Here is a 24328-nt window from a genome sequence, read left to right on the forward strand (position 1 = left end):
GAGTACAGGTCTTGGACGCGCATCCCCTCCACCGCCCATGCTGAGGCCCACACATCGATCGAGGAGGATCACATGCGTGTGCGTCAACTTTTCGCCGGCCTGGCGGCGATCATCATCGGGTCAAGTCTCGTGATCGCGACAGGCGCGACAGCAGCGGAGGCGCGGGGACTCGGCGACCTGCGCGGGAACGGCGCCGTCTCCCGCACCGTGCTCACAGCCGCGCAGCTGCAGAGTGGTGACGCCACGGAAACCGTCGCAAGCAGCGCATTCGGGTTGCCCGCTGGTGCGGCGAACCCTCGGAACTCCTTTGAGGGCACACTGACCGTCTCGCACGCGGGAGAGGTCGGAGGCTTCAGCGCGATCAGGGATCCCTACGATTACGCTTCGATCGCCGCCGTGAAGCATCTTCCCGACTTCTCCGCCGCCCTCGTGCAGAACGGAAGCTACCTGATTCCCACTGAGCGCGGAGTGCGGATCACCGGGAACGACGCATGGAACATCGCGCTCGGCGTCGGCCGAGCCTGGCAGGAGAACGGCGACGGCAGACTGACCCGGGCCGCCCTCCCGTTCTCCCTCATCGAGCGCAACGCGAACTGCGTGCACAACGGGCTGATCACCTTCCTGTTCTCACGCAACCAGACCTCCCTCCTGCGGTACCAGATCACGAGCGAGACCTGCGAGTACTTCCAGTTCGACATGTGGGGGCAGCTGCACGCGACCCTCACCCAGGGGAAGGTCGCGAACGCACAGCGGATCCGCGGCGCGTTCGCCACCGAGCTCGCGGCACGAATCCCCACGCGGCCCATCGCCCAGCTCGCAACGGACTACCCTGCCGCGGGGATCGACACCTCGGCATTCGGCGCAGGCATCACACCGTCGGCGCGCACGACGCTCGGTTTCGTCTACGGCGGTGTGAACTATGTCGGCGACTGCCCGACCAGGCAAGGCCCGCACCCGTTCTGCAGCGAGGTCCTGATGCCCTCGTACTCGACGGCAAAGACTGCGTTCGGCACCCTGGCGCTGCTGCGGCTGGCGCAGAAGTACGGGCCGTCGGTGGCAGACGAGTTGATCTCCGCGCTGATTCCACAGGCCGCGGTGATGCCCGCGTGGAAGGGTGTCACAATCCGCGATGCGGTCGACATGGCCACGGGAAACTACACCTCGGCCGGCTACGAAGTCGATGAGGGTGGAAGCACCATGGGCGCATTCTTCGCCGCCGAGAGCGAGACGCAGAAAACCGCAACGGCGCTGTCCTTCCCCCGCTCGGTCACGCCGGGAAGCACGTGGGTCTACCACACGTCCGACTCGTACCTCGCCGTGCAGGCCATGAACGCCCTGCTTCGCCAACACGAGGGTCCCCATGCCGACATCTTCAGCATGCTGTGCAACGAAGTACTGATCCCGGCCGGCGTCGGTCCGGATTCCCTCACCACCTTACGCACAGACAACTCAGCGACAGGCGCACCGTTCGGCGGGTACGGAATGTTCTGGACCCAGGATTCGATCGCGAAAGTCGCCCGACTCATGGGCCCGCAGCACGGGGCCGTCCATGGCGTTCAGCTGCTCCACCCCGGGCTCCTCGATGCGGCGCTGCAGCGCAACCCCGCCGATCGCGGGCTGCCGGTGACCGGGAGCACCGTTCTGCGGTACAACGCGGGCGTCTGGGCGATCGACTACAGCTCCGCGAACGACCCCGCCTTCACAACGCCGTTCACCGTCCCGTTCATGTCAGGCTTCGGCGGCATCACCGTTGCCCTGATGCCGAACGGCTCAACGTACTACGTCTTCAGCGATAACGATGAATTCGTGTGGGCCTCCGCGGTCTCTCAGTCTGCGAAGCTGGCCCCGATGACGGGAGGCGGCACCCCGACCCCCAGCCCCACTGCTTCGGGACACCACTGACGAGCGCCCATCCGATACCTCCGAGGCATTGGGGCGACGCACTTCGAATCTTTGACGGGCATCAACTGACGGTCGATACTGAGGAGCACCATCGATCGAGGAGGATCCCATGCGTGCCCGCTACTGTGTCGCCCGAGACGCGAAATGAGTCAGCGAGAGGGCCACCTCGAAAAGCGGCTCGGGCTGCCATCCGTCGTCGCATTCGGCCTGGCCTACATGGCACCGAGCCTGGTGATGGTGATCTTCGGTGTCATCGCCGTCGCCAGCGCCGGAACCGCCCCGACCGCCTTCCTGATCGCCACGTTGGCCATGCTTTTGACAGCCATCAGCTACTCCAAACTCTCCAAGCACTACCCAGTGTCCGGCTCCGCCTACTTCTACGCGCGCCGGCTCCTGAACTCCCCCATCGGATTCCTGGTCGGCTGGAGCATCCTGCTGGACTATCTTTTCCTACCCATGGTCGCCTGGCTGGTGCAATCGGTCTACCTCAACGCCCAATTCCCGGAGATCCCTGTGTGGGCATGGATGCTCATCAACGCCGGTCTCACCACCGCCATCAACATCATCGGACTCGTCCTCAGCGACCGCGTCAATATGGTGCTCACTGCGTTCTCCGTCTTCCTTGTGCTGCTGTTCGTGGCGTACTGCCTGGTCTTTCTGGTGCACCATCCCGCTCGCGAATACATCACCCCCGTCTGGAACAGCCAGACCAGCCTCGGCGGAGTGACCGCGGCCGCTGCGATCGCCGCATACTCATACCTGGGATTCGACGCGGTCACAACGTTGTCGGAAGAGACCAAGGACGCCTCCAAGACGATCCCCCGCGCCGTCATCCTGGTGATCGTAATCGGCGGTCTTCTGTTCGTGAGCGTCGCCTACGTCATGCAGCTGGTTCACCCCGGCTTCGACTTCGGCGGACCGGGGGAAGAGCAAGTGGGCGGCTACATCCTTTCCATTCAGGTCGGCGGGCAGACCTTCGCCGACTGGACCAACCTCGCCGGCGTCGTCGCGGGGTTCGCATCGGGCCTCGCCGTGCAGCTCAGCTCCAGCAGGTTGCTGTACTTCATGGGACGCGACGGGGTGCTGTCGAAACGATTGTTCGGCTGGGTCAGCCCCATCACCAAGACACCGATCTGGGCGATCGGGTTCACCGGGCTGATGTGCGTCGTCGGCATGTTCCTGACAACCGACATCGCCTACTCCTTCATCAACTTCGGTGCCTTCACCGGTTTCACCGTCGTGAACATCTGCGTGATCGCGTTCTATGTCCGGAAACGAAAGACCACACCGCTCGGCGTTGTCGGGTACGTGATTCTCCCCGCCGTGGGCGCCTGCATCACCCTCTACATGCTCACCCGCCTGAGCCCGACCGCGCTGATCATCGGGTTCACCTGGCTGGCCGCAGGTTTCCTATGGCTGCTCTGGCTCACCCGCGGGTTCCGGCGCCCTACGCCCGCGATGTCGGTCGATGAGACCGGCGGCGAGATCGAGGACATCCGCACGCGGCCCGTCAGAGCCGTCGAATTGGAGTAGCCCGGACTTCAGGCCCTCACGGGTACATGCCGCGAAGACGGTGTGCTTCGGCGACCCGCTCGACGGCGAGCGCGGTCGCAGCTTCGCGCAGGGTCAGCCGGCGCTTATCGGAGTAGTCGAGGACATTGCGCCAGGTCGAGAGCATTCGCGATCGCAGCCGGGATTCGACTTCTTCCACTCCCCACCAGTAGGCCTGGTTGGCCTGGACCCACTCGAAGTAGGAGACGATCACTCCGCCCGAATTGGCGAGGATGTCGGGGACCACCAACTGATCGTTGGCGGCGAAAATTCGGTCTGCGGCCGTGGTCGTCGGCCCATTCGCTCCTTCGACAATGACGCGGGCGGTGACCCGTGGTGCATTCTCAGCGGTGAGAACGCCTTCAACCGCGGCCGGGACCAAGAGGTCGACAGGTAGCTCGAGCGCCGCGCCGGCGTTGATCGGTTCGGAACCGTCGAAGCCTACGACCGATCCGGTCGCGTCCACATGTGCGCCGAGACGGTCAGGATCGAGCCCTGCAGAATTGTAGATCGCGCCGTATTGGTCGGCGATAGCGACCACGCACGTACCGGCCTCGCGCAGGAAACGGGTGGTATCACGGCCGACCTTGCCGAACCCTTGCACGACGGCGGTGGCCCCGATGGGAGAGATGCCGCGGTGCGGAAGAGCGGCGAGAGCGACGTGAGCGACGCCGCGCGACGTCGCGCTCGGCCGGCCGAGGGAGCCCCCGAGAGCAAGTGGCTTTCCCGTCACGACGCCGGGGACGGTGTACCCGGTCGCGACAGAATATGTGTCCATGATCCAGGCCATGGTCTTCTCGGAGGTTCCGATGTCGGGAGCGGGGATATCCCGTTCCGGGCCGATGATGGGGAGGATCTCGCTGGTGTAACGCCGCGTGACGCGTTCGAGTTCTGCTTCGGAGTGGACGCGGGGGTCGATGGTGATCCCGCCTTTTGCTCCGCCGTACGGGATGTCGACGAGGGCGCATTTCCACGTCATCCACATTGCGAGTGCGCGGACTTCGTCAAGTGTGACCTCAGGGCTGTAGCGGAGTCCTCCCTTGGCCGGCCCTCGCGAAAGGTTGTGCTGAACCCGGTGACCGGTGAAAACTCTGATGCTGCCGTCGTCGGCGCGCAGAGGCACCGACACGGTCATCTCGCGACGTGGCATCGCCAGCATGTCTCGGATACCCGAGTCAAAGCCCAGGGTCGCGATTGCGGCGTCCAGTTGGGCGATTGCGTCGGTGAGCGGGTTGGCAGCGGTCCGTCGTGCCGTCTCCATCGAGAGCATCGCGGGTCCTCCTCAGGGGTCGAATGCGTCTCACGGTACGGTTGTGACGCAGCCGGCCCAGTGGACATGCCGTCGATAACGGAGGCTTGATATAGACACGACGTCCAGAACGAACGCCGAAGCAGGATGAGGTCAGGCGTGGCCCGGGCTCGCGGCAGGAATGTGTTCCAGGCCGAGCCCCGCTTGACCATACGTGCTGAGGACCTCAGAAATCACGATGCGGTACGCGCCGATCCACCGATCGTGCAGTCGCTTCGCCTCTCGGTGGGTGTCCATGCCGATGAGTTTGTGGAGTGCTTCGCGGCTCTCCCAGTAGTAGACCTCGGCATACAGTCCGGTCTCTTCGTTTGACCATGACTCCTCGCCGAGGAACCCCGGGATGGCACGAGCGCGCTCAGCGATCTCGTCGTTCAGACGGTGGAACTCGTCATCGTAGGGCTTCGCCTCGAATATGAAAGTCGACGTGAACACGGTCACTCCTTTGTCGCGATCATGCTAACAACGCCGAGGGTGACATTTCGCCCGAAATCCGTGTCGATTCGGCCGCCAGGGGACGGCGCTACGGCCCCGGTCGCCTAAACTCCTGTGGTGACTCGAACCTCCATCTCGGACCCGAACGCTCCAGAGCCGGTGGGCCCATACTCGCACGCAGTGATCGGAGCCGGCGGCGCGCTGTTCCTCTCCGGCCAGACGCCGATCGACCCATCGAACGGAGCGCTGGTCGGCGGCGACGTCGCGGCCCAGACCGCGCAAGTCTTCACGAACCTGAAATCCGTACTGGCCGCCGCTGGCCGAACCTTCGATGACGTCGTCAAGGTGAACGTCTACTTGATCGACATGCGCGACTTCGCCGCGATGAATGATATCTACGCGACCGTTTTCACTGCACCGTATCCAGCCAGGACAACGGTGGCTGTGGCTGGCCTTCCCCTGGGCGCCCGCGTGGAAATCGAACTCGTCGCACAGCCCTGATCAGCACGTGGCCTAGTCGACCTCGGCTCTGGGCGCCTCTTCAGGTAGATCGGCCGCACTATTCCAGATTGCGCTGGAAGACCTGGGCGCGGATCTCGTCGAGCACTCGGGCGACCGACACAGTGGCGACGGCGTCGTGCACGGGATGCTGACGCCGCCCTGCGACGATGGCCTTCGCCACCGATCGGATCATCGGGACGTAGCCGTTGCCCTCGCGCGGTCGAGACAGGTGGATCGGCTCGCGGAACAACGCCTCCGGAGACCCCGCATGCAACCGCGCGACGTCCGTCGCCCAGAACATGGCCGGGATTTCGATCCAGCCGGCGGACCCGCTCATCGACGCGGACGGATCGACGAATTCGAGGATCGAACAGGCGAGCTGCGAAAAACGACCCCCGACGTGCCCGAGTGAGATCTGAGCGGTGACATCGACGCCGTCTCGAATCGTGCCCGTTGCCGACACGTCGACGACCTCGCCGAGTACCCAGTGGGCGAGCGTGACGGGGTAGATCCCCTGGTCGAGCACCGTGCTGCCGCCGAGCTGAGCGCTCCATCGGCTGCCACCGGCTGGGAACGGCATGCCGAAGGCCGCCCGGACATGTCTCGGGTCCCCGATGAGACCGTTGCGGATGCGGCTGACGACGTCGACATGGAGGGGATTGAACTTCATCCACATCGCCTCCATGGCGAAACGGTCGTTCGCAGTCGCCACCTCGAAGAGTCTCTCCACCTCTGCGGCCGTCATTGCCATCGGCTTTTCGACCAGGACGTGTTTGCCCGCCTCAAGCGCTCGAACGGCAAGCTCGAGGTGGGTCGCCGGCGGGGTCGCAACGTACACGACGTCGACGTCGTCGCTCGCGAGGAGCGCGTCGATCTCTGACGTAGCGAAGGCGATCCCGTGTCGCTGCGCGAATCCATCGGCCTTGTCAGCACCGCGCCCCCAAACCGCGGTGACCACACCACCCGCAGCCTGGATGTCGGGGACGAATGTCTCGCAAATGCGTCCCGTTCCCAGGACGCCCCACCTCAGAATCATCGCGTCTGTGCTCACTGGCGGCTCCCGGCGCCCATGAACCTCACAGCTCTCCCCCCGCCAGCACCTTCTTGCGCTCCTCGCGACGTTGGCGCTGTAAGGCCGGGTTGGCCACCGGTGCGGCTAACAGGAGACGCCTGGTATAGGAATGCGAGGGAGTGGACGTCACTGTCGGAGCATCGCCGGTCTCAACCAGGTCTCCGCGGTATAGGACGGCCACGCGGTGGCTGATGTGGCGGATGACCGACAGATCATGCGAGATGAAGAGGTACGCCACACCGGTCGCGCGCTGGATCTCCGTGAACAGCTGCATGACCGTGGCCTGGGTCGACAGGTCGAGCGCCGAAACCGGCTCATCGCAGACGATGAGCTTCGGTTCGGGCGCGAGCGATCGGGCAATGGCGACGCGCTGTCGCTGACCGCCGGAGAACTCGCGGGGCAGGCGATCGACGGAGTCCGTCGGCAAGCCGACCTGATCGAGCAGGCCGCGCACTCTCGATCGGGCGTCTCTTCCCGTGGCTCCCTGAACGATGAGTGGTTCGGCGAGGATTTCGCCGATGGTCATCGACGGGTTGAGAGAGGTGTACGGGTCTTGGAACACCACTTGCAGCTGGTCGGACAGCCCCCGGCGTGCCTTGCCCTGCAGTCCCCCGATCTCTCGGCCTTCGAAGCGGATGCTGCCCCCCGATGGACGCACGAGGCCGAGCACGGCGCGACCGATGGTGGTCTTGCCCGAACCCGATTCTCCGACCAGGCCGACCGTCTCGCCCGCTTCGACATCGAGACTCACGCCGTGGAGCACCTCGACGGGCTTGCCCCGGAGCCCGCGGCCGGGGAAGGCGACGCGAAGGTCGCGGATCTCGAGAAGGCTCACACCACACCCCCTAGTTTGGTTACCGGCGCCGGCGGATCCGTCCGCACCGTGTCCTCGTCGAGGATCGACGAGAGGAGCATTTTCGTGTACCGGTGTTGGGGCGTCTCGAAAATCGCCTGTGTCTCACCCTGCTCGACGATCTCGCCCTTCTGCATGACGGCTATCTGATCGCACACGTCCGCCACGACTCCGAAGTTGTGCGTGACGAGCAGCACGGCCATGTTCAGCTCCGACTGCAGGTCACGCAACAGATCGAGGATCTCCGCCTGCACCGTGACATCGAGGGCAGTGGTGGGTTCGTCCGCGATGAGCAGCTTCGGGCGGCTCGCGACTGCGCCGGCGATCAGAACGCGTTGCGCCATGCCACCCGAGATCTGATGGGGATAGGAGCCGAAGGTTCGCGCGGGATCATTGATGCCCACGCGCTTCAGGAGAGCCAACACGCGATCTTTCGCCTCCTTCTTGGAGGTTCCCAGCGCCGCCCGGACCCCCTCTACGAGTTGCGCGCCGACCGTGAACGACGGGTCGAGGTTCGACATGGGCTCCTGCGGGATGTACGCAATGGACGTGCCCCTCAACGGCCGCATCTGCGCATCTGTGCGTCCGACCAGTTCTTCACCATCGAACAAGATCGAGCCGCGTACGATCACCGCTTCGTTCGGCAGCACCCCGAGCGTCGCGAAAGCGGTCTGCGATTTGCCGGAGCCCGACTCGCCCACCAGTCCCATCACTTTGCCGCGGGGCACTGTCAACGAGACTCCGCGGACGACCTCGTTCAGTTGGCCGTCAGGTCGCGGGTAGGCGATCACGAGATCGCGGATATCGAGCAGAGAACGAGCACCCCGATCGCGATTCTCGATTTCGTCGGCCGCCACGCGCTGCCCGGCGCCGATCTTGGAGGGTTTCGGTTTGGCGCCCTCCAGGGCGTCTCGCAGAGAATTGCCGAGCAGCACCAGAGAGGCGGTGATCAGTCCCAGGGTGAGACTCGGCCAGAGGAACTGCGTCGGCGCAATGTAGAGGTTGCGGAACCCGGAGGCGATCATGGCGCCGAAGCTCGGTACCTCGAGGGAGCCGACGCCGAGGAAAGCAAGGCCGGACTGCACCGCAATCGTGGATCCCACCAGGAACGCGGCAGCGATGATGATGGGTCCCCGCACGACGAAGAGCACGTGCCGCCCGAGAATGCGAAGGTTGCCGAGCCCAGCGACCCGTGCGGCGTCGACATAGAGCTCGTTCTTCACGCCCAAGACAAGGTTTCGCACGATCCGATATATCCCTGGCGCCAGGAGCACTCCGAAGATGAGCATGGTCGCGCGGTAGTCGCCGCCGGTGACAGGCATGAGGATGATCAGCAGCAACAGGCCCGGGAAGGTCATGATGAGGCTGAAGATCCATTCCGTCGACGCCTGCGTGACGCGGCCGAAGTATCCGCCGATGAGACCGGCGGTGACTCCGACCACGAGGGCGACCCCGGTTCCGATCATTCCTGCGATGGCGGCCGTCTGTATGGAGTACAGCAGTCTGCTGAAGATGTCCCGGCCGGATTCGTCGCCGCCCAGCGGGTAGCCCGGCGTCCCGACGGGCGCGTTGACCAGGTGCAAGTCGGATTGGTTCGGTCCATGCGGCGCGATGACCGTCGCGAGGATGCCGAGCAGAAGCATCACAGCCAGGATCACGATGGTGATGACCGCCTGCGGATCTCTCAGCAGCTTTCGCCGCACCGAGATGCGGCCCGAGCGTGCCGAGGCATCGACGGCCTGCATGAATTCCGTGCTCGGCGGAGTGCTCCGCCGTACGTTCGACTCCGCCGCCTGGGAAGTTGCCGTGGTCGCCTGCAGGGGAGGTTCTGGATCGATCGAAGGATCGTTCGGAAGGGTCATCGGACCCTCGCTTTCGGATTGAGCCAGCCGTTGACAAGATCGGTGAGCAGATTGACGACCACCACCAGCAGCACCCCGAAGGCCGTGATGCCGAGGATGACCGGGATGTCGCCCTGCAGCGACGCGTTGAACGCGTAGCTTCCGTAGCCCGGCAGCGCGAAGACGTTCTCGATGATGAGTGCCGCGCCGAACATCTGGATGAACTCGAGCGAGAACACGGTGAGCGCTGGGCTACCGGCGTTGCGGAGCGCGTGCTTGAAGACGATCGCCCGCGTGGAGATCCCTCGCGTGCGGAGGGTTCGGACGTAGTCCTGACGGAGCTCGTCGATCATCCGTCCGCGGACTTGCGCGGCCATGTTGGCGATCCCGCCGATCATGAGCACGATGACCGGAATGGTGATGCTTCGAAGCCACGCCGACGGGTCCTCTGTGAGAGGTGTGAAGCCGGTGGCCGGCAGCCACTTCAGCTGCACCGCGAAGATGACGACGAGTCCGATTGCTAGCAGAAGCCCCGGAACCAGGTAGCCGACGAGCGAGATGCCCTGGGCGAAACGGTCGGCCGCTCCGCCGCGCGAAGCCGCCCATACCCCCAGGAGGGTGGCGATGATCCCGGTCAACACGAGGGCGGGGATGATGATCGACAGCGTGACGGCGAGATGCTGCAGCACGGACGGCCCGACGGGAAGCGAGGTGTAGACCGATACGCCGAAGTCACCGCGCACCGCATGGGAGAGCCAGTCGAGGTACTGGACGACGACAGGGCGGTCCCAGCCCTTTGCGGCCATCATGCCGCGGACGGTCTCCGGCGTCGCCGAGGGACCGAGGATGGTCCGCACGACGTCCTGGAAGGAGGTGCTGAGAAGAAGAAAGGTCAGGAAGGTGACCAGAACGGCGAGGACGATTCCTGCACTCAGTCGCTTAGCGATGTAGAGGATCATGTGATTCCTATCGAGTGCGGGGGGCGGGCTGTGATCCCGCCCCCCGTGGTCGAATCAGCCGCCGAAAGAGAAGGTCCGCACGGTGGGCGGCGCCCCACCGTAATTCACGACCTTGATCCCGTCAGCGGTCGCGTACGTCCCTCCGACGAACACGATCGGCGCTTCCCAGGCCTGCTCGACCGCGTACTTGTTCAGTTCCTTGTATGCGGGAACGGCTGCAGCCGGGTCGACCGTCGAGTTGATGGTCTTGAAGAAGCCATCGAGCTTGGCGTCCGTGAAGTGCTGCGGATTGCGGTCGCCATTGACGCTGTAGTGGGTGAAGGCGTCGGCGGCGTCCGAGTTGAACCCCGTGATCTGGAACGTCAAGCCGTATTCACCTGACTGGAGCGCGGACTGGGCCTGTTGCGGCGGTACAGCCACCCACTGAAGCTTGAGGCCGATATCCGAGAACGCCTGCGACAGCGTCGGCTCGATAGATGTCGTGAGGAAGGTGCTGGGGATCTTCAGGGTCGTTCCAGCGAACCCGGCCTCTTCCACGAGCTTCTTGCCCAGCTTCGGGTCGTACTTGTACGTGTTGTTGAGCGACTTGTCATATACCGCGCCCGCCGGGTTGAAGACCTGCTCGGTGACCACTCCGACGCCGGAGTAGATGCCCTTCAGGACGCCTGGACGGTCGATGGCGTAGTTGATCGCCTGACGAACCTTCAGATTGCCGAGCGCGGGGATCTTCTTGCCGCCCCGATCGAGGATGTCGAGGTAGGCGACCGCCTGCGCCGGGATGTTGTTGATGGTGAACTTGCTCTTATCGAGCTGCGGGATGACCTGCTGTTGAACGGTCCCCACGTTGATCTCACCGGCCTGCAGAGCATTGAACGCCGCCGTGGGATCCTGGAGAACGCGCACGGTGACGGTCGGGAACGGGTACGCGGCGGAGTTCCAGTAGTCCTTGCGCTTCTTCAACACGTACGACGTACCGGGCACCGAGTTCGCAACGTCGAGGGTGTACGGCCCCGAGCCGACCGGGTTGGTGGCGATGGTGCGGTCATTCAGGGTGGCAGCGTCGGCGATTGCCCCGGCGCCCTGGGGCAACAGGTCGAGGAACTGGGCGTCATAGCTCGTGAATGACACCTTGACGGTGAGGTCGTCCACGGCCTTCACATCGGATACGAGGCTGTACCGGGGCTGCACGATGCCAGGGGTGTTCTTGTCGCGCAGCATCGTCGCGGCGACGGACTTCGCGGTTACCGGGTCACCATTGCTGAACGTCATTCCCTTGTGCAGCTTCAGCGTGAGCTCGGTGCCGTCCTTGTTGTATTTCCAGCTCTCGGCGGCGTTCGGGATGAGCTTCCCGGTCTTGCTGTCGCGTGCCAACAGCGTGTCGTAGATCGAGGACCACACGTACATCTGCTGACCGTCGACCAGCTGGGCGGGGTCCAGTGAGTTGGGCGCCGAGACGGCCGCGATCTTGATGTCGGGAGCGGGGGCGGACTTCGCGCCTGATGTGGAGGTGGGGGCTGCGGTGGTACCACCTGTGCAGCCGACGAGGAGCATGGCACTGGCCGCCAGGGCTCCGATGACGGCGACGCCCTTCAGGCGCCGAGGGGGGAACGACTTCACTTCATACTCCTTTGGATGAGGGGCCGAGACAACCCCTTACTTGCCAGGGCCGACGATCTCTGCTACTCGCAGTAAAACATCGGTCGATATGGCCTGTCAACCGATTGCCAAAATTGTGACACTCCGCATCCGGTGCCGTGCAGTACGGCATGGCCTGGCCGTTCAACGCAATCGCTTGCCAGTCGCCAGGTCGTCAGTTTCGATCGGACGCACCGACCCCGCGTCCGGTACCCCGATGTCAGGGCCGGTCAGGCGCGGAAACCGCGCGGACCGCCTCGCCCAGCGTGACGCCCGCGCTGTTGAAGGAATCAACAACGAACCACGTGTCCTCCTCGGCGTTCAACGAGGGGATATCCAGATCGTTGCGGTCATAGACCAGCCAGCTGCGGTAGAGCGCGTCCGGCGACGCCCCGTAGCGGACGTTGTAACCGACAGCGTCATCGACCGCCGGCCAGGTCAAGCGGGCAGTTCGCGCCTCGAGGCGCACCGCCGTCGGCGAGGCTGCTGGCGGAAGCTCGATGTCCGCCCGGCCGAACACGCGCAGTCCGCTCACCGCGAACGCGCCGTTGAACGGCAGGCTCACGGCGGTGGCACGGACGTGGCGGAGATCGCGCGGAGAATCGAGCGTGATGCATGCATGCGGCCTATCGGCCCCGTCTCTCCGCCCGTCGTGGAGCGTCTCCCAGATCTTCCCGTCGGCTGATCCCTCCACGAGGAGGAGGGCAGGGACGTGTTCCCGGTAGATCCCCCGCCAAGTGTGGCCGCCATCCGTTCCCTCCTCGAGCGGCTCCGCCAGCGGCGCCAATTCGTGGTCGGCAAGGTTCACTTGCACCACGGCAACCGAGCAGACATCGCCCAGGTCGACCGACACCCACTCGCCGAGACCAGCTCCTGCCGACGCCCACCAGGTACGGATTTCCTCGTCAGCGGCCAGCGCCGGCTGGTGGCCGGGGGCCGACGACGAGGCGGTCACCGGCGCCCGGTAGGACAAGAGCATCCAGTCGGGGGTGATCCTGGCCCAGGGGTCGAACGGGCCGTCTTCGATTGCGAACGGGTAGTCGCCGAAGTTCTGGTTGCACGTCAGGACCCCGTCGGCATCGAAGCCGGCGGGGAACAGGCCCAAGCGTCGCTCGAACACGCCGTTCACGCTGATGCGCATCGTCGCTGCGTGCCACCAGTTGCCGTGCTTGTCCTGGATCGTGCTGCCGTGGCCGGCGCCCGGTGCGAATCCACCGGGTTTCGAAGAGAAGGGGCTGCTCGTCGAGTAGGTGAAGGGGCCGAGCGGATGCTCGCCCACGTAGTAGCCGTCGGCGTAGGTGTTGTTCTGGGTCGCGGGCGCGGCGTATTGCAGGTAATACCGACCGTCGTGGCGGGTCATCCACGCGCCTTCGACATAGGGTGCCCCGCTCGAGAATGAGGCGATCATGCGCTCCTGCTCGGTCCGCGGTTCCGGCACCACGTAGTTCTCGCCCAGCCGTTCCCACCCGCGGACGGAGGTGTCGGAGCGGATGAGTTCGACAGGTTCGCCCACCGGCTTGAGATCCCGGTCGAGCTCGACACCCCGGACCGGGTCGACGTCGTCGCAACCCCAGTAGAGGTAGATGCGCCCGTCGTCGTCCTGGAACACGCTCGGATCCCAGAACGGGAAAGGCCCCCCGGACACCTGTTCGAAGTCGTCTGCGAGCGGGTCGCTGCTGCGGAAGAACGGCGAGTTCGACCCCTTCCGGGAGGCGCTGATCAGCAGAGCGCCGTCCACCTCGCGCACGTCGGGTGCGTAGTCGAAGGGAGGAAGCCTGTCGGTAGCCTGGTAGACCCAGTCGAACAGATCGTCTGAATGCCAGAACCCGCGCGACATCGACGCGAAGAGGTAATACCGATCTTGATAGAGGACGAGCGACGGGTCGGCCGCTTCCCGGTGGACGTTACGGTTGGGCTGCCCCAACGTGTAGCCGCCGACCACCCCGGTGAACCGGATGTCCTGGTAGCGGTAGGCAAGATCCATGGGGTTGCACAGGATGCGCGTCATTCGTCCGTCTCATCGTCGAAGGGTCGGCCCGGAACGCGGTGTCACCAGGGCGCTGCTGCCTCCTCACGCTAACACCGTGACGACACGTTGACAATCGATTGCCAACTGGACGCCGGGGTCGGCAATGTTTCGTTGCGAGGGGGGCGTCCAGTAACCGCGACAAGCGCGCTTCGTGTATGGTTGTTCTTACAAACTACGGAGGTGGCGCGTGGCTCAGATGCAAGGCGAGCATCCGCTCCCCCGCGATCTTTTCGCCGACCTCGACAAGAACAGCCCCATCCCCCTGTACTACCAGCTGGCGACCAGGCTGGAGCAGGCGATCCACGACGAAGTGCTTCCGCCCGGAGCGCGACTGGAGAACGAGATCGCGCTGGCCCAGCGGCTCTCGCTGTCCCGGCCGACAGTACGCCGTGCAATCCAGGACCTCGTCGACAAGGGCCTACTCGTCCGGCGCCGTGGCGTCGGCACCCAGGTCGTCCACGGCAGGGTGACCCGCAATGTCGACCTCACCAGCTTGTACGAAGACCTGTCGCGCACCGGGCAGACGCCGGAAACCCGGGTGATCAGCCACGACATCCGCCCTGCCAACGACAACGAAGCGGCGCAGTTGAACCTCGAGGTCGGCGCCCCGGTGCTTCATCTGATCCGGTTGCGCTCCGCCGACGGCGTACCCCTGGCCATCCTCGACAACACGCTCCCGACCGACTTCACGACCATCAGCCGCGATGACCTCGAGGAGCACGGCCTCTACCAGCTGCTCCGCGAACGCGGCGTCAACATGCGCATCGCGAACCAGAGAATCGGTGCACGCGAGGCCACAACCCGTGAGAGCGACCTGCTCGGTATTGGAAAAAGAGCCGCTGTACTGACGATGACCCGTACGGCCTTCGATACGACCGGCCGGGCGGTCGAGTACGGCCAGCACTGCTACCGTCCCGACCTGTACTCCTTCGAAATCACGCTCGTCGACCGCTGACCTGGCGCCGCCGGACCTACGCGCCGATCAGTTCCCGCAGCTTGACCAGCTGCGATCGTGCCGACTCCTCCGCCCGTTCGTCTTCGGCGAAGACGTTGGAGACGATGAGCGCGTCGTCACGGTCGAGGAATCCGCTGGCGCGCAGAGCGCCGAACAGCTCCTGCCAGTCCACATCGCCGTCACCGATGTCCAGGTGCTGGTGCACTCGCACCGCATTTCCCGGCGGATTGGTGATGTAGCGGAGGCCGTGCGAGCGAACGTGATCGAACGTGTCGGCGGCGTACACGGCGCCCAGGCGGTCGCCCAGCTCGGGGATCAGCGATGTCGCTCGATCGCCGTAGTGGAACGTGTGCGAGCCGACGTAGACGAATCCGACGGACGGGTCGTTGAGTCCTCGGATGATCCGCCAGGCCTCCAGGCCGTCTTCGACGAAGTCGTCGGGATGCGGGTCAATGTTGAGGCGTATCCCCTCCCGGTGGAGCAGCGGGAGGAGCTCCTCCATCGAGCGGTAGAACGACGCCTCGCTCGCTTCCGACTCCTCAGGCCGGCCGCTGAACTCGGTGTTGACCACGGGGACCTCGAGCTCCGCCGCGAGTTCGATCACGCGCGCGAAGTTCCGCACGGCCGCTTGCCGCTCGGCTTCGCCAGGCCAGCTGATCCTCTGCACGGGCAGCAGGGCGGCGATCGAGACACCGGCGTCGGCCGCCCGCTTCTTCAGCCCGGCGACCAGCTCGTCGTCGGCCTTCGGGTGCCGGAAGAACGGTGCGAAGTCCGGGTGCGGCGTCAGGTGCAGCTGGTCGTAGCCGAGCCGGGCGACCACGTCCGGGAACTCCAGGAGCGCGAAGTCGTGGTGCAGCGGCGTCGGGTCGTAGGCGATCTTCACCATGTCGGTCTCCTATGCGTAAAAGGCGGGGCGGACGGTCGGCTCGACGCCGACCGCACCGGTTTGGGTCAGGGCCTGCACGCCCGCTTCGCAGGCGAGCGCCACCAGGTACCCGTCCCAGGCGGTCGGGCCGGCCACGAGCGAGCCGTCGCGAACAGCGTTCACCCATGCCTGCACCTGCGCGTCGTAGGCGCGCGCGAAGCGGGTCTTGAAGGACGTGTGCTCTGCGATCGAGAACCGCCCGTCCGCCCAGCGCTGCAATCCGGACGGCTGCCCGATGCGGGCGAAACCCGTCTGGAAGACGGCCTCCGTGCCGACGTGGTAGCCGAACTGCTCGCTGACGTTCATCTCGACATCCACCAGCACCCCGTTCTCCAGCTCGATGAGCGCCAGGATCGGCTCCTGCAGGTGCTCCGGCGAGAGGGCGTTCCGTCGCGGGTGCTTCACCTCCACGCTGCGAATCGGGGAGCCGGCGAGCCAGGGCATCACGTCGAACTCGTGCACGAGCGAGTCCGTGATCAGCATCGTCTCGGTGTACGTGTCGGGGACCGTCGGGTTGCGGTGGACCCCGCGCAGCATGAGCAGCTCGCCCGCGTCCGCGGAGGCGATCAGCTCTCGCAGCTGCCGGTACTCCTCGTCGAAGCGCCGCATGAACCCGAGCTGGATGTGCGGCCGGTCGAGCTTCCGCTCCTGCTGGACGATCCGCAGCGAGGATGCGCTGTCCGGCGTCAGGGGCTTCTCGCAGAGGATCGGCAGGTCCGCCTCCAGGGCCGGGAGCAGCACGGGCTCGTGGAACTGCCCGGGCGTGGCGATGACGACCGCATCGAGGGCGCCTGCGTCGAGCGCGTCCTCGATGCTGGCGAAGGCCTGCGCCCCCGGCGCGGTCGCGGCGGCGGCCTCGGCGCGGCTCGCGTCCGGCTCGACGATCGCCGAGACGGTGGCTCCGCTGATCACGCGGGTGATGCGCTGGATGTGGTCCGCGCCCATCATCCCGGCGCCGACGACGCCGACCCGCAGGTCGGGCGTGCTGGTGGTGCTCATATGCTGTGGTCTCTTCCTGTGTCGTGAATAGGGTCGCTCAGCGGATGCGCGTGAGCGGGCTGCAGCCGAAGATGTGCTCCCGCGTGCGGGTGGCGATGCCGAGCGGCACGTCGATGTCGACGCCGGGCATATCCTGCTCGACGATCGCGAAGATCTCCGGGTCGATGGCGGCGACCGCCTCGATGATCGGCGCGAAATCGGGGCTTCCGGCTGGCGGCTCCACCATGACGTCGATGGCCGCATCGGCGAAGGCGACATCGTTCTTCAGCACTTCGAAGAGCAGCTGGGGGTCGACCTGTTTCAGGTGGAGGTAGCCGATGCGATCGGGGTGCTCCTTGATGAGTGCCACGCTGTCGCCGCCGTAATAGGCGAAATGTCCGGTGTCCAGGCACAGGTTCAGGTAGCGCGGGTCGGTGAGCGCCAGCAGCCGCTCGACCTCGCGGTGGGTGCCCACGTGGGAGTCCGCGTGGGAGTGGAACTGCTGCCGGAGACCGTAGTCGTCCAGGAGGAGCCGGCCGAGCCTGTCGTGGCCGGCCGCGAGGGTCTCCCACTGCTCGTCGGTCAGCGTGCGGGCCTCCAAGGTCTCCCCCGTCGCATCCGACCGCCAGAGGTCGGGGATGACGACGATGTGTTCGCCACCGACGGCGCGGGTGAGGGTGGCGACCTTCTCCACCTGCTCGAGTGCTCGGTCCCACTGCTCCGGGCCCTTGTGGAAGCCCGTGAAGACGGTTCCGCCGCTGATCTGGAGGTCGCGCTTGGCCAATTCGTCGAGCAGTCGCTGCGGATCGGTGGGCAGGTAGCCGTACGGGCCGAGCTCGATCCAGTGGTAGCCGGCGGCCTGGACCTCGTCCAGGAACCTCTCCCAGGGAGTCTGTCGAGGGTGGTCCGGGAACCACACGCCCCAGGAGTCGGGCGCGGTCCCGATACGGAGGCCGGGCGCGGTTCCGGCCGCCGGTCGCTGGTCTGGTGCGCTGTCAGTCATCATCATCCTTGATCGTGGTGGTGCGGGGGGCAAGCTGTCAGCCCAGGAGTGGGCGCTGCTTCTTCTGCTGCTCGACGTACTCGTTGCGGGCGCGCTGCGTGCTCTCCAGTTCGGAGGTCTCGGCGACCGGTACATCCCACCAGCCTCCGCCGTCCGGTGCGTACACGAACGGGTCGGATTCGATGTGGATCAGGGTGGAGGTCGGGGACGCTTTCGCCGCGGTGACCGCCTCGGAGAGCCGGTCGACGGCGTCGCGTCCCGGCGCGATCTCGATCACGTCGATCCCGTAGCTGCGCGCGTTCGCGGCGAGGTCGACGGGGAGGAAGTCGCCGCGTTCGAAGTTCAGTTCGGCGGGGTCGCGGTAGCGGTAACGCGTGCCATACCTGTCCGAGCCGACCGTCTCGGAGAGGTGTCCGATCGAGGCGTAGCCGTCGTTCTGGATGAGCACGACGACGATCTTGATGCCCTCGGCGACGGCCGTGACGAGTTCGGTGTGCAGCATCAGATACGAGCCGTCGCCGACCATCACGATCACGTCGCGGTCGTCGCCGAGCGCTTCGAGCCCGCGCTTGACGCCCATCCCGCCGGCGATCTCGTAGCCCATGGTCGAGAAGGCGTACTCGACGTGGTAGCCGAGCGCATCCCGGACTCGCCACAGCTTGTGCAGGTCGCCCGGGAGCGATCCGGCGGCCTGGACGACAACGTCGCGCGGGGCGCTGGCGCGCTGGACCGCCCCGATGATCTCGGGCTGCCCGGGCAACTCCGCACCGGTCGGGGCGAGCGCCTGCTCCGCGACCTCGTCCCAGCCGCGCTTCTCGGCCGCGATGCGGTCGCGGTACTCCCCGGCGACCGAGGCGCCCACGAGGGCGTCGCGCAAGTCGTCCAGCGCCTCCCGGGCGTCGGCGATCACGGGCAGCTGGGTGCCGTGCTTGTAGGCGTCGAATGCGGCGACGTTGATGTTCACGAACGTGACGCCGGCATCCTGGAACACGGTGCGGCTGGCCGTCGTGAAGTCGCTGTAGCGGGTGCCGATACCGATGACGACATCCGCCTCTCCCGCCAGGCGGTTCGCGGCGCTAGTCCCGGTCGCGCCCACGCCGCCGAGGTACAGCGGGTGATCCCAGGCGAGGGCCCCGCCGCCCGCTTGACTGGTACCGACGGGGATCCCCGTCTGCTCGACGAACGCACGAAGCGAGTCCTCAGCGGACGAGTACAGCACGCCGCCGCCCGCCACGATGAATGGCCGCTTGGCCGAGCGGATGGCCTCAGCCGCAGCCTGCACGGCCCACCGCTCCGGAAGCGGTCGGCGGATGTGCCACTCCCGCGGTTGGAGGAACTCCTCCGGCACATCGAATGCCTCGGCCTGCACATCTTCCGGCAGTGCGATGGTCACCGCGCCGGTCTCGGCCGGGTCGGTGAGGACCCGCATCGCGGCCAGCGCGATCGAGAACAGCTGCTCCGGCCGCTGGACGCGATCGAAGAACCGGGAGAGCGGGCGGAAGGCGTCCGTGACCTGCACACCGAGGTCGTGCGGGTGCTCGAGCTGCTGCAGTACCGGGTCGGCCACGCGCGTCGCGAAGGTGTCCGAAGGCAGGAGCAGGGCGGGCAGGCGATTGGCGGTGGCCAAGGCGGCGCCGGTAAGCATGTTCGCAGCGCCGGGACCGACGGACGCGGTGGACGCCAGCGTCGCGCGGCGCCGGTGGATGCGGGCGAAGCCGACGGCCTGGTGCACCATCGCCTGCTCGTTGCGGGCCTGGTAGTACGGCATGCGGTGCGGGTCCTGCACGTTCGCCTGCTTGAGCGCCTGGCCTAGCCCGGCGACGTTTCCATGCCCGAAGATGCCGAACATCCCCGGAACAGTGCGTTCGCGCACGTCGCCGTCGACCGTCCACTGGTTGGCGAGGAACTCGACGAGCGCCTGGCTCACGGTCATCCTGCGGGTGGTCATCGGGTGACTCCTTGGGTGGTCGGCGTGTCCTGCCGGTACGGCAGGCGCTGGTCGGTGTCCTGGTCGGCCCAGGTGTCGCGGAGCCACGCCTGCCGCGGGTCGTCGGAGACCAGCCAGACGCGCTCCTCGCCCGGGCCGGCCATGACGTTGAGGTAGTAGAGGTCGTACTCCGGCGGCGCGACGGCCGGACCGTGATAGCCGAACGGGACGAGGGCGATGTCGCCGGTGCGCACGAGCGCATTGGTCTCGATGTCCCCGGCCGCGGAGCGGTAGGTGGCGAAGCTGCCGAAGGCGTCGGCGGTGGGCGGAGCCGTAACGGAACGTGCCGGGGCCGCCTCGAAGTAGTAGATCTCCTCCAGCTGCGACTCGTGCCCGGGCACCTCCTCATCGTGCTTGTGGGCCGGATGCGATGACCAGTTCCCGGCCGGCGTGATCACCTCGCACACGATCAACGAAGCGGCGTCGAGCACGGCCGGGGTTCCGAAGTTGTGGACCTGGCGGGTGTCCTGGCCGGCGCCGCGGAGCTCGACGGGGACATCCTCACGTGCGATGTAGGCGGACGGCTTGTCGACGCCGGTCGGCGCCTCCGCCACAGCCACCCGGCCGAAGCCGGTGACAGCGACCTCCTTGCCGCGACCCACGTAGAGCACGTCGGTCGGGCCATCGAAGACGCTGGAACGTCCGGTGAGCCGAGTGCTGCGTCCCTCGTGTGCCACCGCGAACGACCCGGCCAGCGGCACGACGATCCGTTCGACGTCTCCAGGCGGCAGCTGGACGGTGTTGCCGGCCAGCTCGGCCACCCGGAGGCCGGTGTGCTGCCAGCCGGCGATGGACGCATCCACCGCCGACTCCCACCAGCTCTCGCTGAGCGAGCCTCGGGGGAAGAACCACTCGTTGCGCTCTGCCATCAGGTCGTCGCCTCCGGTCTCAGTCGTTCTCGGGGAAGCCGAGGTTGATTCCGCCGTGCGACGGGTCGAGCCAGCGGCTGGTGACGGCCTTGAGCTGGGTGAAGAACTTCACGCCTTCGACGCCGTGCGCCTTCGTGTCGCCGAACAGCGAGTCCTTCCAGCCGCCGAACGAGAAGGTCGCCACCGGGACGGGGATCGGCACGTTGATCCCGATCATTCCGACTTGGATCTCCTTTTGGAAGCGCCGGGCCGCACCGCCGTCGTTCGTGAAGATGGCGGTGCCGTTGCCGAAGGCGCTCGAGTTGATCAACGCCACTCCTTCGTCATAGCTCGCCACCCGGACGACCGCGAGCACCGGGCCGAAGATCTCCTCCGTGTAGGCGCGGGACGTCGTTGGCACATTGTCCAGCAGAGTCGGGCCGAGCCAGAAGCCGCCGGCGTCACCGTCCGGGTTCACGTCGCGCCCGTCCACGACGACGGTGGCGCCGTCCTCTTTCGCGATGTCGATGTAGGAGGCGACCTTGTCGCGGTGCTGCTCCGTCACCAGCGGGCCCATGTCGCAGCCCCGGCGTCCGTCGCCGATCCGCAGGCCGGCGATCCGCTCGGCGATCTTCTCGATCAGGGCGTCGGCGACGGGCTCGACCGCGACGACCACCGAAATGGCCATGCAGCGCTCGCCCGCGGAGCCGAAGCCGGCGTTGATCGCGCTGTCGGCGGTGAGGTCGAGGTCGGCGTCGGGCAGCACCAGCATGTGGTTCTTCGCACCGCCGAGAGCCTGGACGCGCTTGCCGTGCGCCGTGCCGGTCTCGTACACGTACTTGGCGATCGGGGTCGACCCGACGAACGAGATGGACGCGACATCGGGATGCGTGAGCAACCCGTCGACCGCCTCCTTGTCGCCGTTCAGCACCGTGAAGACGCCGTCCGGAAGTCCGGCCTCCTGCCACAGCTTCGCGATCCAGATCGCCGCGGACGGATCCTTCTCCGAGGGCTTCAGCACCACGGAGTTTCCGGCGGCGATCGCCACCGGGAAGAACCACGCCGGAACCATCGCCGGGAAGTTGAACGGTGAGATGATCCCGACCACGCCCAGCGGCTGGCGCGTCGAGTAGACGTCCACGCCTGTCGACACCTGCTCGGAGTATTCGCCTTTGAGGTGGTGAGCCAGTCCGGTCGCGAACTCGACCACCTCCTGGCCGCGGGTGATCTCACCGAGCGCATCGGAGAGCACCTTGCCGTGCTCGCTCGTGATGATCTCGGCGAGCTCGCCCTTGCGTGCGTCCAGGAGTTCACGGAATTTGAAGAGGACGGCTTGCCTGCGGGCGAGCGAGAGGTCCGCCCAGCCGGGGAACGCCGCCTTCGCCGAAGCGACGGCCGCGTCGATGTCCGCCCGGTCGGCGAGCGCCACACGCTTGGTCTGCACGCCGAGCGCCGGATCGAACACCGGTGAGGTGCGGCCGCTGCTCGACGGGTACTCGGCGCCGTCGATCCAGTGCGAGACGACCGGGAGGTCGGAGTCGCGGGCGGTGTCAGCGGTGTCGGGGGTGGTGGTGGTCATGTTTGTTCCTTTCAACGGCCATGTACCAGGCCGGCGGCGATGTCGACCGCCTGGGCGACGTCGCCGTCCTGGGGGTAGAGGAGAGTCCGGCCGACGACCAGTCCGTGCACTCCGGGAAGGCCGAGGGCGGCATCCCACGAGGCATAGGTCTGATCGGGCGAGCCGTCGGCGTCGCCGCCGAGCAGCAGCGTCGGAAGAGTCGTGGCCGCCATCACCCGCTCCATGTCATCGACGACCGGGAGCTTCAGCCAGGTGTAGGCGGAGGAGGCGCCGAGGCCCGAGGCGATCGCGACGGAGTTGATCACTGCATCGGCCGTGAGGTCGTTGACGATGCGTCCCTCCTGCCAGCGACTCATGAACGGTTCCACCAGAATCGGCAGCCCGGCGGCGGCGGACGCGGTCACGGCGTCCGCGGTCTTCTCCAGCGTTCGCACGGTTGCGGCGTCTTCGAGGTTGACGCGGACCAGCAGCTTCGCCGCGTCTACCCCATCCCGGACCATCGCCGGCACGTCGTAGCCCGTGTATCGGTCGTCCATCTCGAACACGGAGCCGCGCAGGCCTCCACGGTTCATCGAGCCGACGGCGATCTTGTCGTCGAGCGCACCGAGCAGCGCGAGGTCGTCGATGATGTCCGGGGTCCCCAGGACCCCGTCGACGCCCGGGCGGGAGAGCGCGAGCGCCAACCGCTCGAGGAGGCCGTAGCGGTCCGCCATCGCCATGCCATCCTTCCGCACGCCCAGCGCTCCGCGGGCGGGATGGTCGGCGGCGACGATGAACAGGCGTCCGTCGCCCCGCACCAGGGGTCGGCGCCTCCGCGTGTCGAGTGCGGACCGGACGGCTCCAGGATCGGTGTAGCGCAGCTCGCGCAGCCGGGCGAACGCCCGCTCATCGAGGAGTCGCTGGGTGCGGTTGACCAGGTCAGCTGTGGACATTCTCGAGCTCCTTCAGCACATCGTCGACCTCCGCGGTGGACGGCATCGCGGTCGAGCACTCACGTCGCGTGGCCACGATGGCGCCGGCGACGTTCGCGAACCGGACCACTCGCTCCAGCGACCAGTCCTGCAGCAGGCCGTAGCACAGCGCCCCGCCGAAACCGTCGCCTGCGCCCAGACCGTTCACGACCTCGACGAAGTAGGGCGCCACCTCGACGGTCTCCTCGCGCGTCTTCGCCAGCACTCCGCGCGGCCCCTGCTTCACGATCGCGAGCTCGACGCCGCGGTCGAGCAAGGCGTCCGCCGCGCGGTGCGGGTCGGTCTCACCGATCGCAATCTCGCATTCCTCGCGATTGCCCACCGCCACGGTGACGTTGGCCAACGCACGCCCGACTTCGGCTGTCGCCAGCCTCGGATCCGTCCAGAACATCGGCCGGTAGTCGAGGTCCAGGATGGTCAGCGGCTTGCGGCCGCGCGCCTCCCAGGCGATGTGATGTGCCGTGCGGCTGGGGTCACGGGAGAGCCCGGTGACCGTGGACCAGAAGATCCGGGCGCCGCTGATGGCGTCGAGATCCAGCTGGTTGCCGGTGATAGCAAGGTCCGGCGCCAGCGGGTCCCGGTAGAAGTACAACGGGAAGTCGTCCGGCGGGAAGATCTCGCAGAAGGTCACCGGCGTCTTCAGCGTGGGGACCGTCGCGACGAACCGGTCGTCGACACCCAGTCGACGCAGCTCGCGGTGGGCGTAGCGGCCGAACGGGTCGTCCCCCGTCGCCGTGATGACGGCGGAGCGCAGGCCATGCTTGGCAGCAGCGATGGCGACGTTGGTCGGGCTGCCGCCGAGGTATTTGCCGAAGGTGTCGACATCCTCGAGCCCCACCCCGTCCTGCAGCGGATAGATGTCCACTCCGATGCGGCCGACGGTGATGAGGTCGAAGGAGGACGACGCGCGTGGTGCGGTCATTGCGTGCAGCTCCTTCGGCGAGGGGGTGGTCTGATCGGTCACGAGTCTCATCCTATGTTCTATCAAACTTACAAGG

20 protein-coding genes are annotated in these 24328 nt (G+C 66.4%); 4 read left to right on the forward strand and 16 right to left on the reverse strand.

Features of this window, described 5'->3' with window-relative positions; translation table 11 throughout:
• The first annotated feature begins 72 nt into the window (after positions 1-72).
• Together AB4079_RS01330 and AB4079_RS01335 are read left to right on the forward strand one after the other, a co-directional pair.
• A complete protein-coding gene (locus AB4079_RS01330; RefSeq protein ID WP_441785475.1) occupies positions 73-1902 on the forward strand; it encodes a hypothetical protein in 1830 nt (609 codons plus the stop codon).
• 144 nt (positions 1903-2046) lie between these two features.
• The gene (locus tag AB4079_RS01335) at positions 2047-3435 is read left to right on the forward strand and encodes an APC family permease (RefSeq protein ID WP_441785476.1); all 1389 of its coding nucleotides are present in this window, start codon (positions 2047-2049) and stop codon (positions 3433-3435) included.
• Positions 3436-3451: 16 nt separating this feature from the next.
• Here AB4079_RS01335 and AB4079_RS01340 read toward each other — a convergent pair whose 3' ends face one another.
• Positions 3452-4723: a Glu/Leu/Phe/Val family dehydrogenase gene (locus AB4079_RS01340; protein WP_441785477.1), complete on the reverse strand. Its 1272-nt coding sequence runs from the start codon at positions 4721-4723 to the stop codon at positions 3452-3454.
• 132 nt (positions 4724-4855) lie between these two features.
• Positions 4856-5200: an antibiotic biosynthesis monooxygenase family protein gene (locus tag AB4079_RS01345; protein WP_441785478.1), complete on the reverse strand. Its 345-nt coding sequence runs from the start codon at positions 5198-5200 to the stop codon at positions 4856-4858.
• Between the two features lie 111 nt (positions 5201-5311).
• Here AB4079_RS01345 and AB4079_RS01350 point away from each other — a divergent pair, with 111 nt between their 5' ends.
• The gene (locus AB4079_RS01350; protein WP_441785479.1) at positions 5312-5695 is read left to right on the forward strand and encodes a Rid family detoxifying hydrolase; all 384 of its coding nucleotides are present in this window, start codon (positions 5312-5314) and stop codon (positions 5693-5695) included.
• 58 nt (positions 5696-5753) lie between these two features.
• On the opposite strand, the gene AB4079_RS01355 is transcribed toward AB4079_RS01350, so the two are convergent.
• The 6 genes from AB4079_RS01355 to AB4079_RS01380 form a co-directional block, all read right to left on the reverse strand.
• Positions 5754-6746: a Gfo/Idh/MocA family protein gene (locus tag AB4079_RS01355; RefSeq protein ID WP_441785480.1), complete on the reverse strand. Its 993-nt coding sequence runs from the start codon at positions 6744-6746 to the stop codon at positions 5754-5756.
• Positions 6747-6771: 25 nt separating this feature from the next.
• On the reverse strand, positions 6772-7602 hold the full coding sequence (locus AB4079_RS01360; RefSeq protein ID WP_441785481.1) for an ATP-binding cassette domain-containing protein: 831 nt from the start codon (positions 7600-7602) through the stop codon (positions 6772-6774).
• Positions 7599-9365: a dipeptide/oligopeptide/nickel ABC transporter permease/ATP-binding protein gene (locus AB4079_RS01365; protein ID WP_441785482.1), complete on the reverse strand. Its 1767-nt coding sequence runs from the start codon at positions 9363-9365 to the stop codon at positions 7599-7601. The genes AB4079_RS01360 and AB4079_RS01365 overlap by 4 nt, the downstream gene beginning before the upstream one ends.
• 113 nt (positions 9366-9478) lie before the next feature.
• Entirely contained in the window at positions 9479-10420 is a 942-nt protein-coding gene (locus AB4079_RS01370; protein ID WP_441785483.1) for an ABC transporter permease, read from the reverse strand.
• 54 nt (positions 10421-10474) lie between these two features.
• Entirely contained in the window at positions 10475-12037 is a 1563-nt protein-coding gene (locus AB4079_RS01375; RefSeq protein WP_441785484.1) for an ABC transporter substrate-binding protein, read from the reverse strand.
• 238 nt (positions 12038-12275) lie between these two features.
• The gene (locus AB4079_RS01380; RefSeq protein WP_441785485.1) at positions 12276-14063 is read right to left on the reverse strand and encodes a family 43 glycosylhydrolase; all 1788 of its coding nucleotides are present in this window, start codon (positions 14061-14063) and stop codon (positions 12276-12278) included.
• Between the two features lie 217 nt (positions 14064-14280).
• On the opposite strand from AB4079_RS01380, the gene AB4079_RS01385 reads away from it, so the two are divergent.
• Entirely contained in the window at positions 14281-15039 is a 759-nt protein-coding gene (locus AB4079_RS01385) for a GntR family transcriptional regulator (RefSeq protein WP_441785897.1), read from the forward strand.
• A 16-nt stretch (positions 15040-15055) separates the two neighbouring features.
• Here AB4079_RS01385 and AB4079_RS01390 read toward each other — a convergent pair whose 3' ends face one another.
• The 8 genes from AB4079_RS01390 to iolC are packed head-to-tail and all read right to left on the reverse strand — an operon-like array spanning position 15056 to position 24252.
• Positions 15056-15925 carry a sugar phosphate isomerase/epimerase family protein gene (locus tag AB4079_RS01390; protein WP_441785486.1) on the reverse strand — a complete coding sequence of 290 codons (870 nt, stop codon included), beginning with the start codon at positions 15923-15925 and terminating at the stop codon, positions 15056-15058.
• Positions 15926-15934: 9 nt separating this feature from the next.
• A complete protein-coding gene (locus AB4079_RS01395) occupies positions 15935-16963 on the reverse strand; it encodes a Gfo/Idh/MocA family protein (RefSeq protein WP_441785487.1) in 1029 nt (342 codons plus the stop codon).
• Between the two features lie 37 nt (positions 16964-17000).
• A complete protein-coding gene (locus tag AB4079_RS01400) occupies positions 17001-17945 on the reverse strand; it encodes a sugar phosphate isomerase/epimerase family protein (protein WP_441785488.1) in 945 nt (314 codons plus the stop codon).
• 37 nt (positions 17946-17982) lie between these two features.
• Positions 17983-19893 (reverse strand): 3D-(3,5/4)-trihydroxycyclohexane-1,2-dione acylhydrolase (decyclizing), encoded by a 1911-nt coding sequence (gene iolD / locus AB4079_RS01405; RefSeq protein ID WP_441785489.1) that lies wholly within the window; start codon positions 19891-19893, stop codon positions 17983-17985.
• Positions 19890-20801, reverse strand: a complete 912-nt coding sequence (iolB, locus tag AB4079_RS01410; RefSeq protein WP_441785490.1) for a 5-deoxy-glucuronate isomerase — start codon at positions 20799-20801, stop codon at positions 19890-19892. Before iolB ends, iolD begins: the two co-directional genes overlap by 4 nt.
• Positions 20802-20820: 19 nt before the next feature.
• Positions 20821-22359: a CoA-acylating methylmalonate-semialdehyde dehydrogenase gene (locus tag AB4079_RS01415; protein WP_441785491.1), complete on the reverse strand. Its 1539-nt coding sequence runs from the start codon at positions 22357-22359 to the stop codon at positions 20821-20823.
• A gap of 11 nt (positions 22360-22370) precedes the next feature.
• Entirely contained in the window at positions 22371-23291 is a 921-nt protein-coding gene (locus tag AB4079_RS01420) for a class I fructose-bisphosphate aldolase (protein ID WP_441785492.1), read from the reverse strand.
• On the reverse strand, positions 23278-24252 hold the full coding sequence (gene iolC, locus AB4079_RS01425; RefSeq protein WP_441785898.1) for a 5-dehydro-2-deoxygluconokinase: 975 nt from the start codon (positions 24250-24252) through the stop codon (positions 23278-23280). The genes AB4079_RS01420 and iolC overlap by 14 nt, the downstream gene beginning before the upstream one ends.
• Positions 24253-24328: the final 76 nt, after the last annotated feature.

The sequence above is a fragment of the Leifsonia sp. 2MCAF36 genome (assembly GCF_052115525.1).
Lineage (GTDB): Bacteria > Actinomycetota > Actinomycetes > Actinomycetales > Microbacteriaceae > Leifsonia.

Coding starts and splice junctions, on each gene's coding strand:
- AB4079_RS01330 (WP_441785475.1), top strand. CDS start 73: ATGCGTGTGCGTCAACTTTTCGCCGGCCTGGCGGCGATCATCATCGGG.
- AB4079_RS01335 (WP_441785476.1), top strand. CDS start 2,047: ATGAGTCAGCGAGAGGGCCACCTCGAAAAGCGGCTCGGGCTGCCATCC.
- AB4079_RS01340 (WP_441785477.1), bottom strand. CDS start 4,723: ATGCTCTCGATGGAGACGGCACGACGGACCGCTGCCAACCCGCTCACC.
- AB4079_RS01365 (WP_441785482.1), bottom strand. CDS start 9,365: ATGCAGGCCGTCGATGCCTCGGCACGCTCGGGCCGCATCTCGGTGCGG.
- AB4079_RS01370 (WP_441785483.1), bottom strand. CDS start 10,420: ATGATCCTCTACATCGCTAAGCGACTGAGTGCAGGAATCGTCCTCGCC.
- AB4079_RS01380 (WP_441785485.1), bottom strand. CDS start 14,063: ATGACGCGCATCCTGTGCAACCCCATGGATCTTGCCTACCGCTACCAG.
- AB4079_RS01385 (WP_441785897.1), top strand. CDS start 14,281: ATGCAAGGCGAGCATCCGCTCCCCCGCGATCTTTTCGCCGACCTCGAC.
- AB4079_RS01390 (WP_441785486.1), bottom strand. CDS start 15,925: ATGGTGAAGATCGCCTACGACCCGACGCCGCTGCACCACGACTTCGCG.
- AB4079_RS01395 (WP_441785487.1), bottom strand. CDS start 16,963: ATGAGCACCACCAGCACGCCCGACCTGCGGGTCGGCGTCGTCGGCGCC.
- AB4079_RS01400 (WP_441785488.1), bottom strand. CDS start 17,945: ATGACTGACAGCGCACCAGACCAGCGACCGGCGGCCGGAACCGCGCCC.
- iolD (WP_441785489.1), bottom strand. CDS start 19,893: ATGACCACCCGCAGGATGACCGTGAGCCAGGCGCTCGTCGAGTTCCTC.
- iolB (WP_441785490.1), bottom strand. CDS start 20,801: ATGGCAGAGCGCAACGAGTGGTTCTTCCCCCGAGGCTCGCTCAGCGAG.
- AB4079_RS01415 (WP_441785491.1), bottom strand. CDS start 22,359: ATGACCACCACCACCCCCGACACCGCTGACACCGCCCGCGACTCCGAC.
- AB4079_RS01420 (WP_441785492.1), bottom strand. CDS start 23,291: ATGTCCACAGCTGACCTGGTCAACCGCACCCAGCGACTCCTCGATGAG.
- iolC (WP_441785898.1), bottom strand. CDS start 24,252: ATGACCGCACCACGCGCGTCGTCCTCCTTCGACCTCATCACCGTCGGC.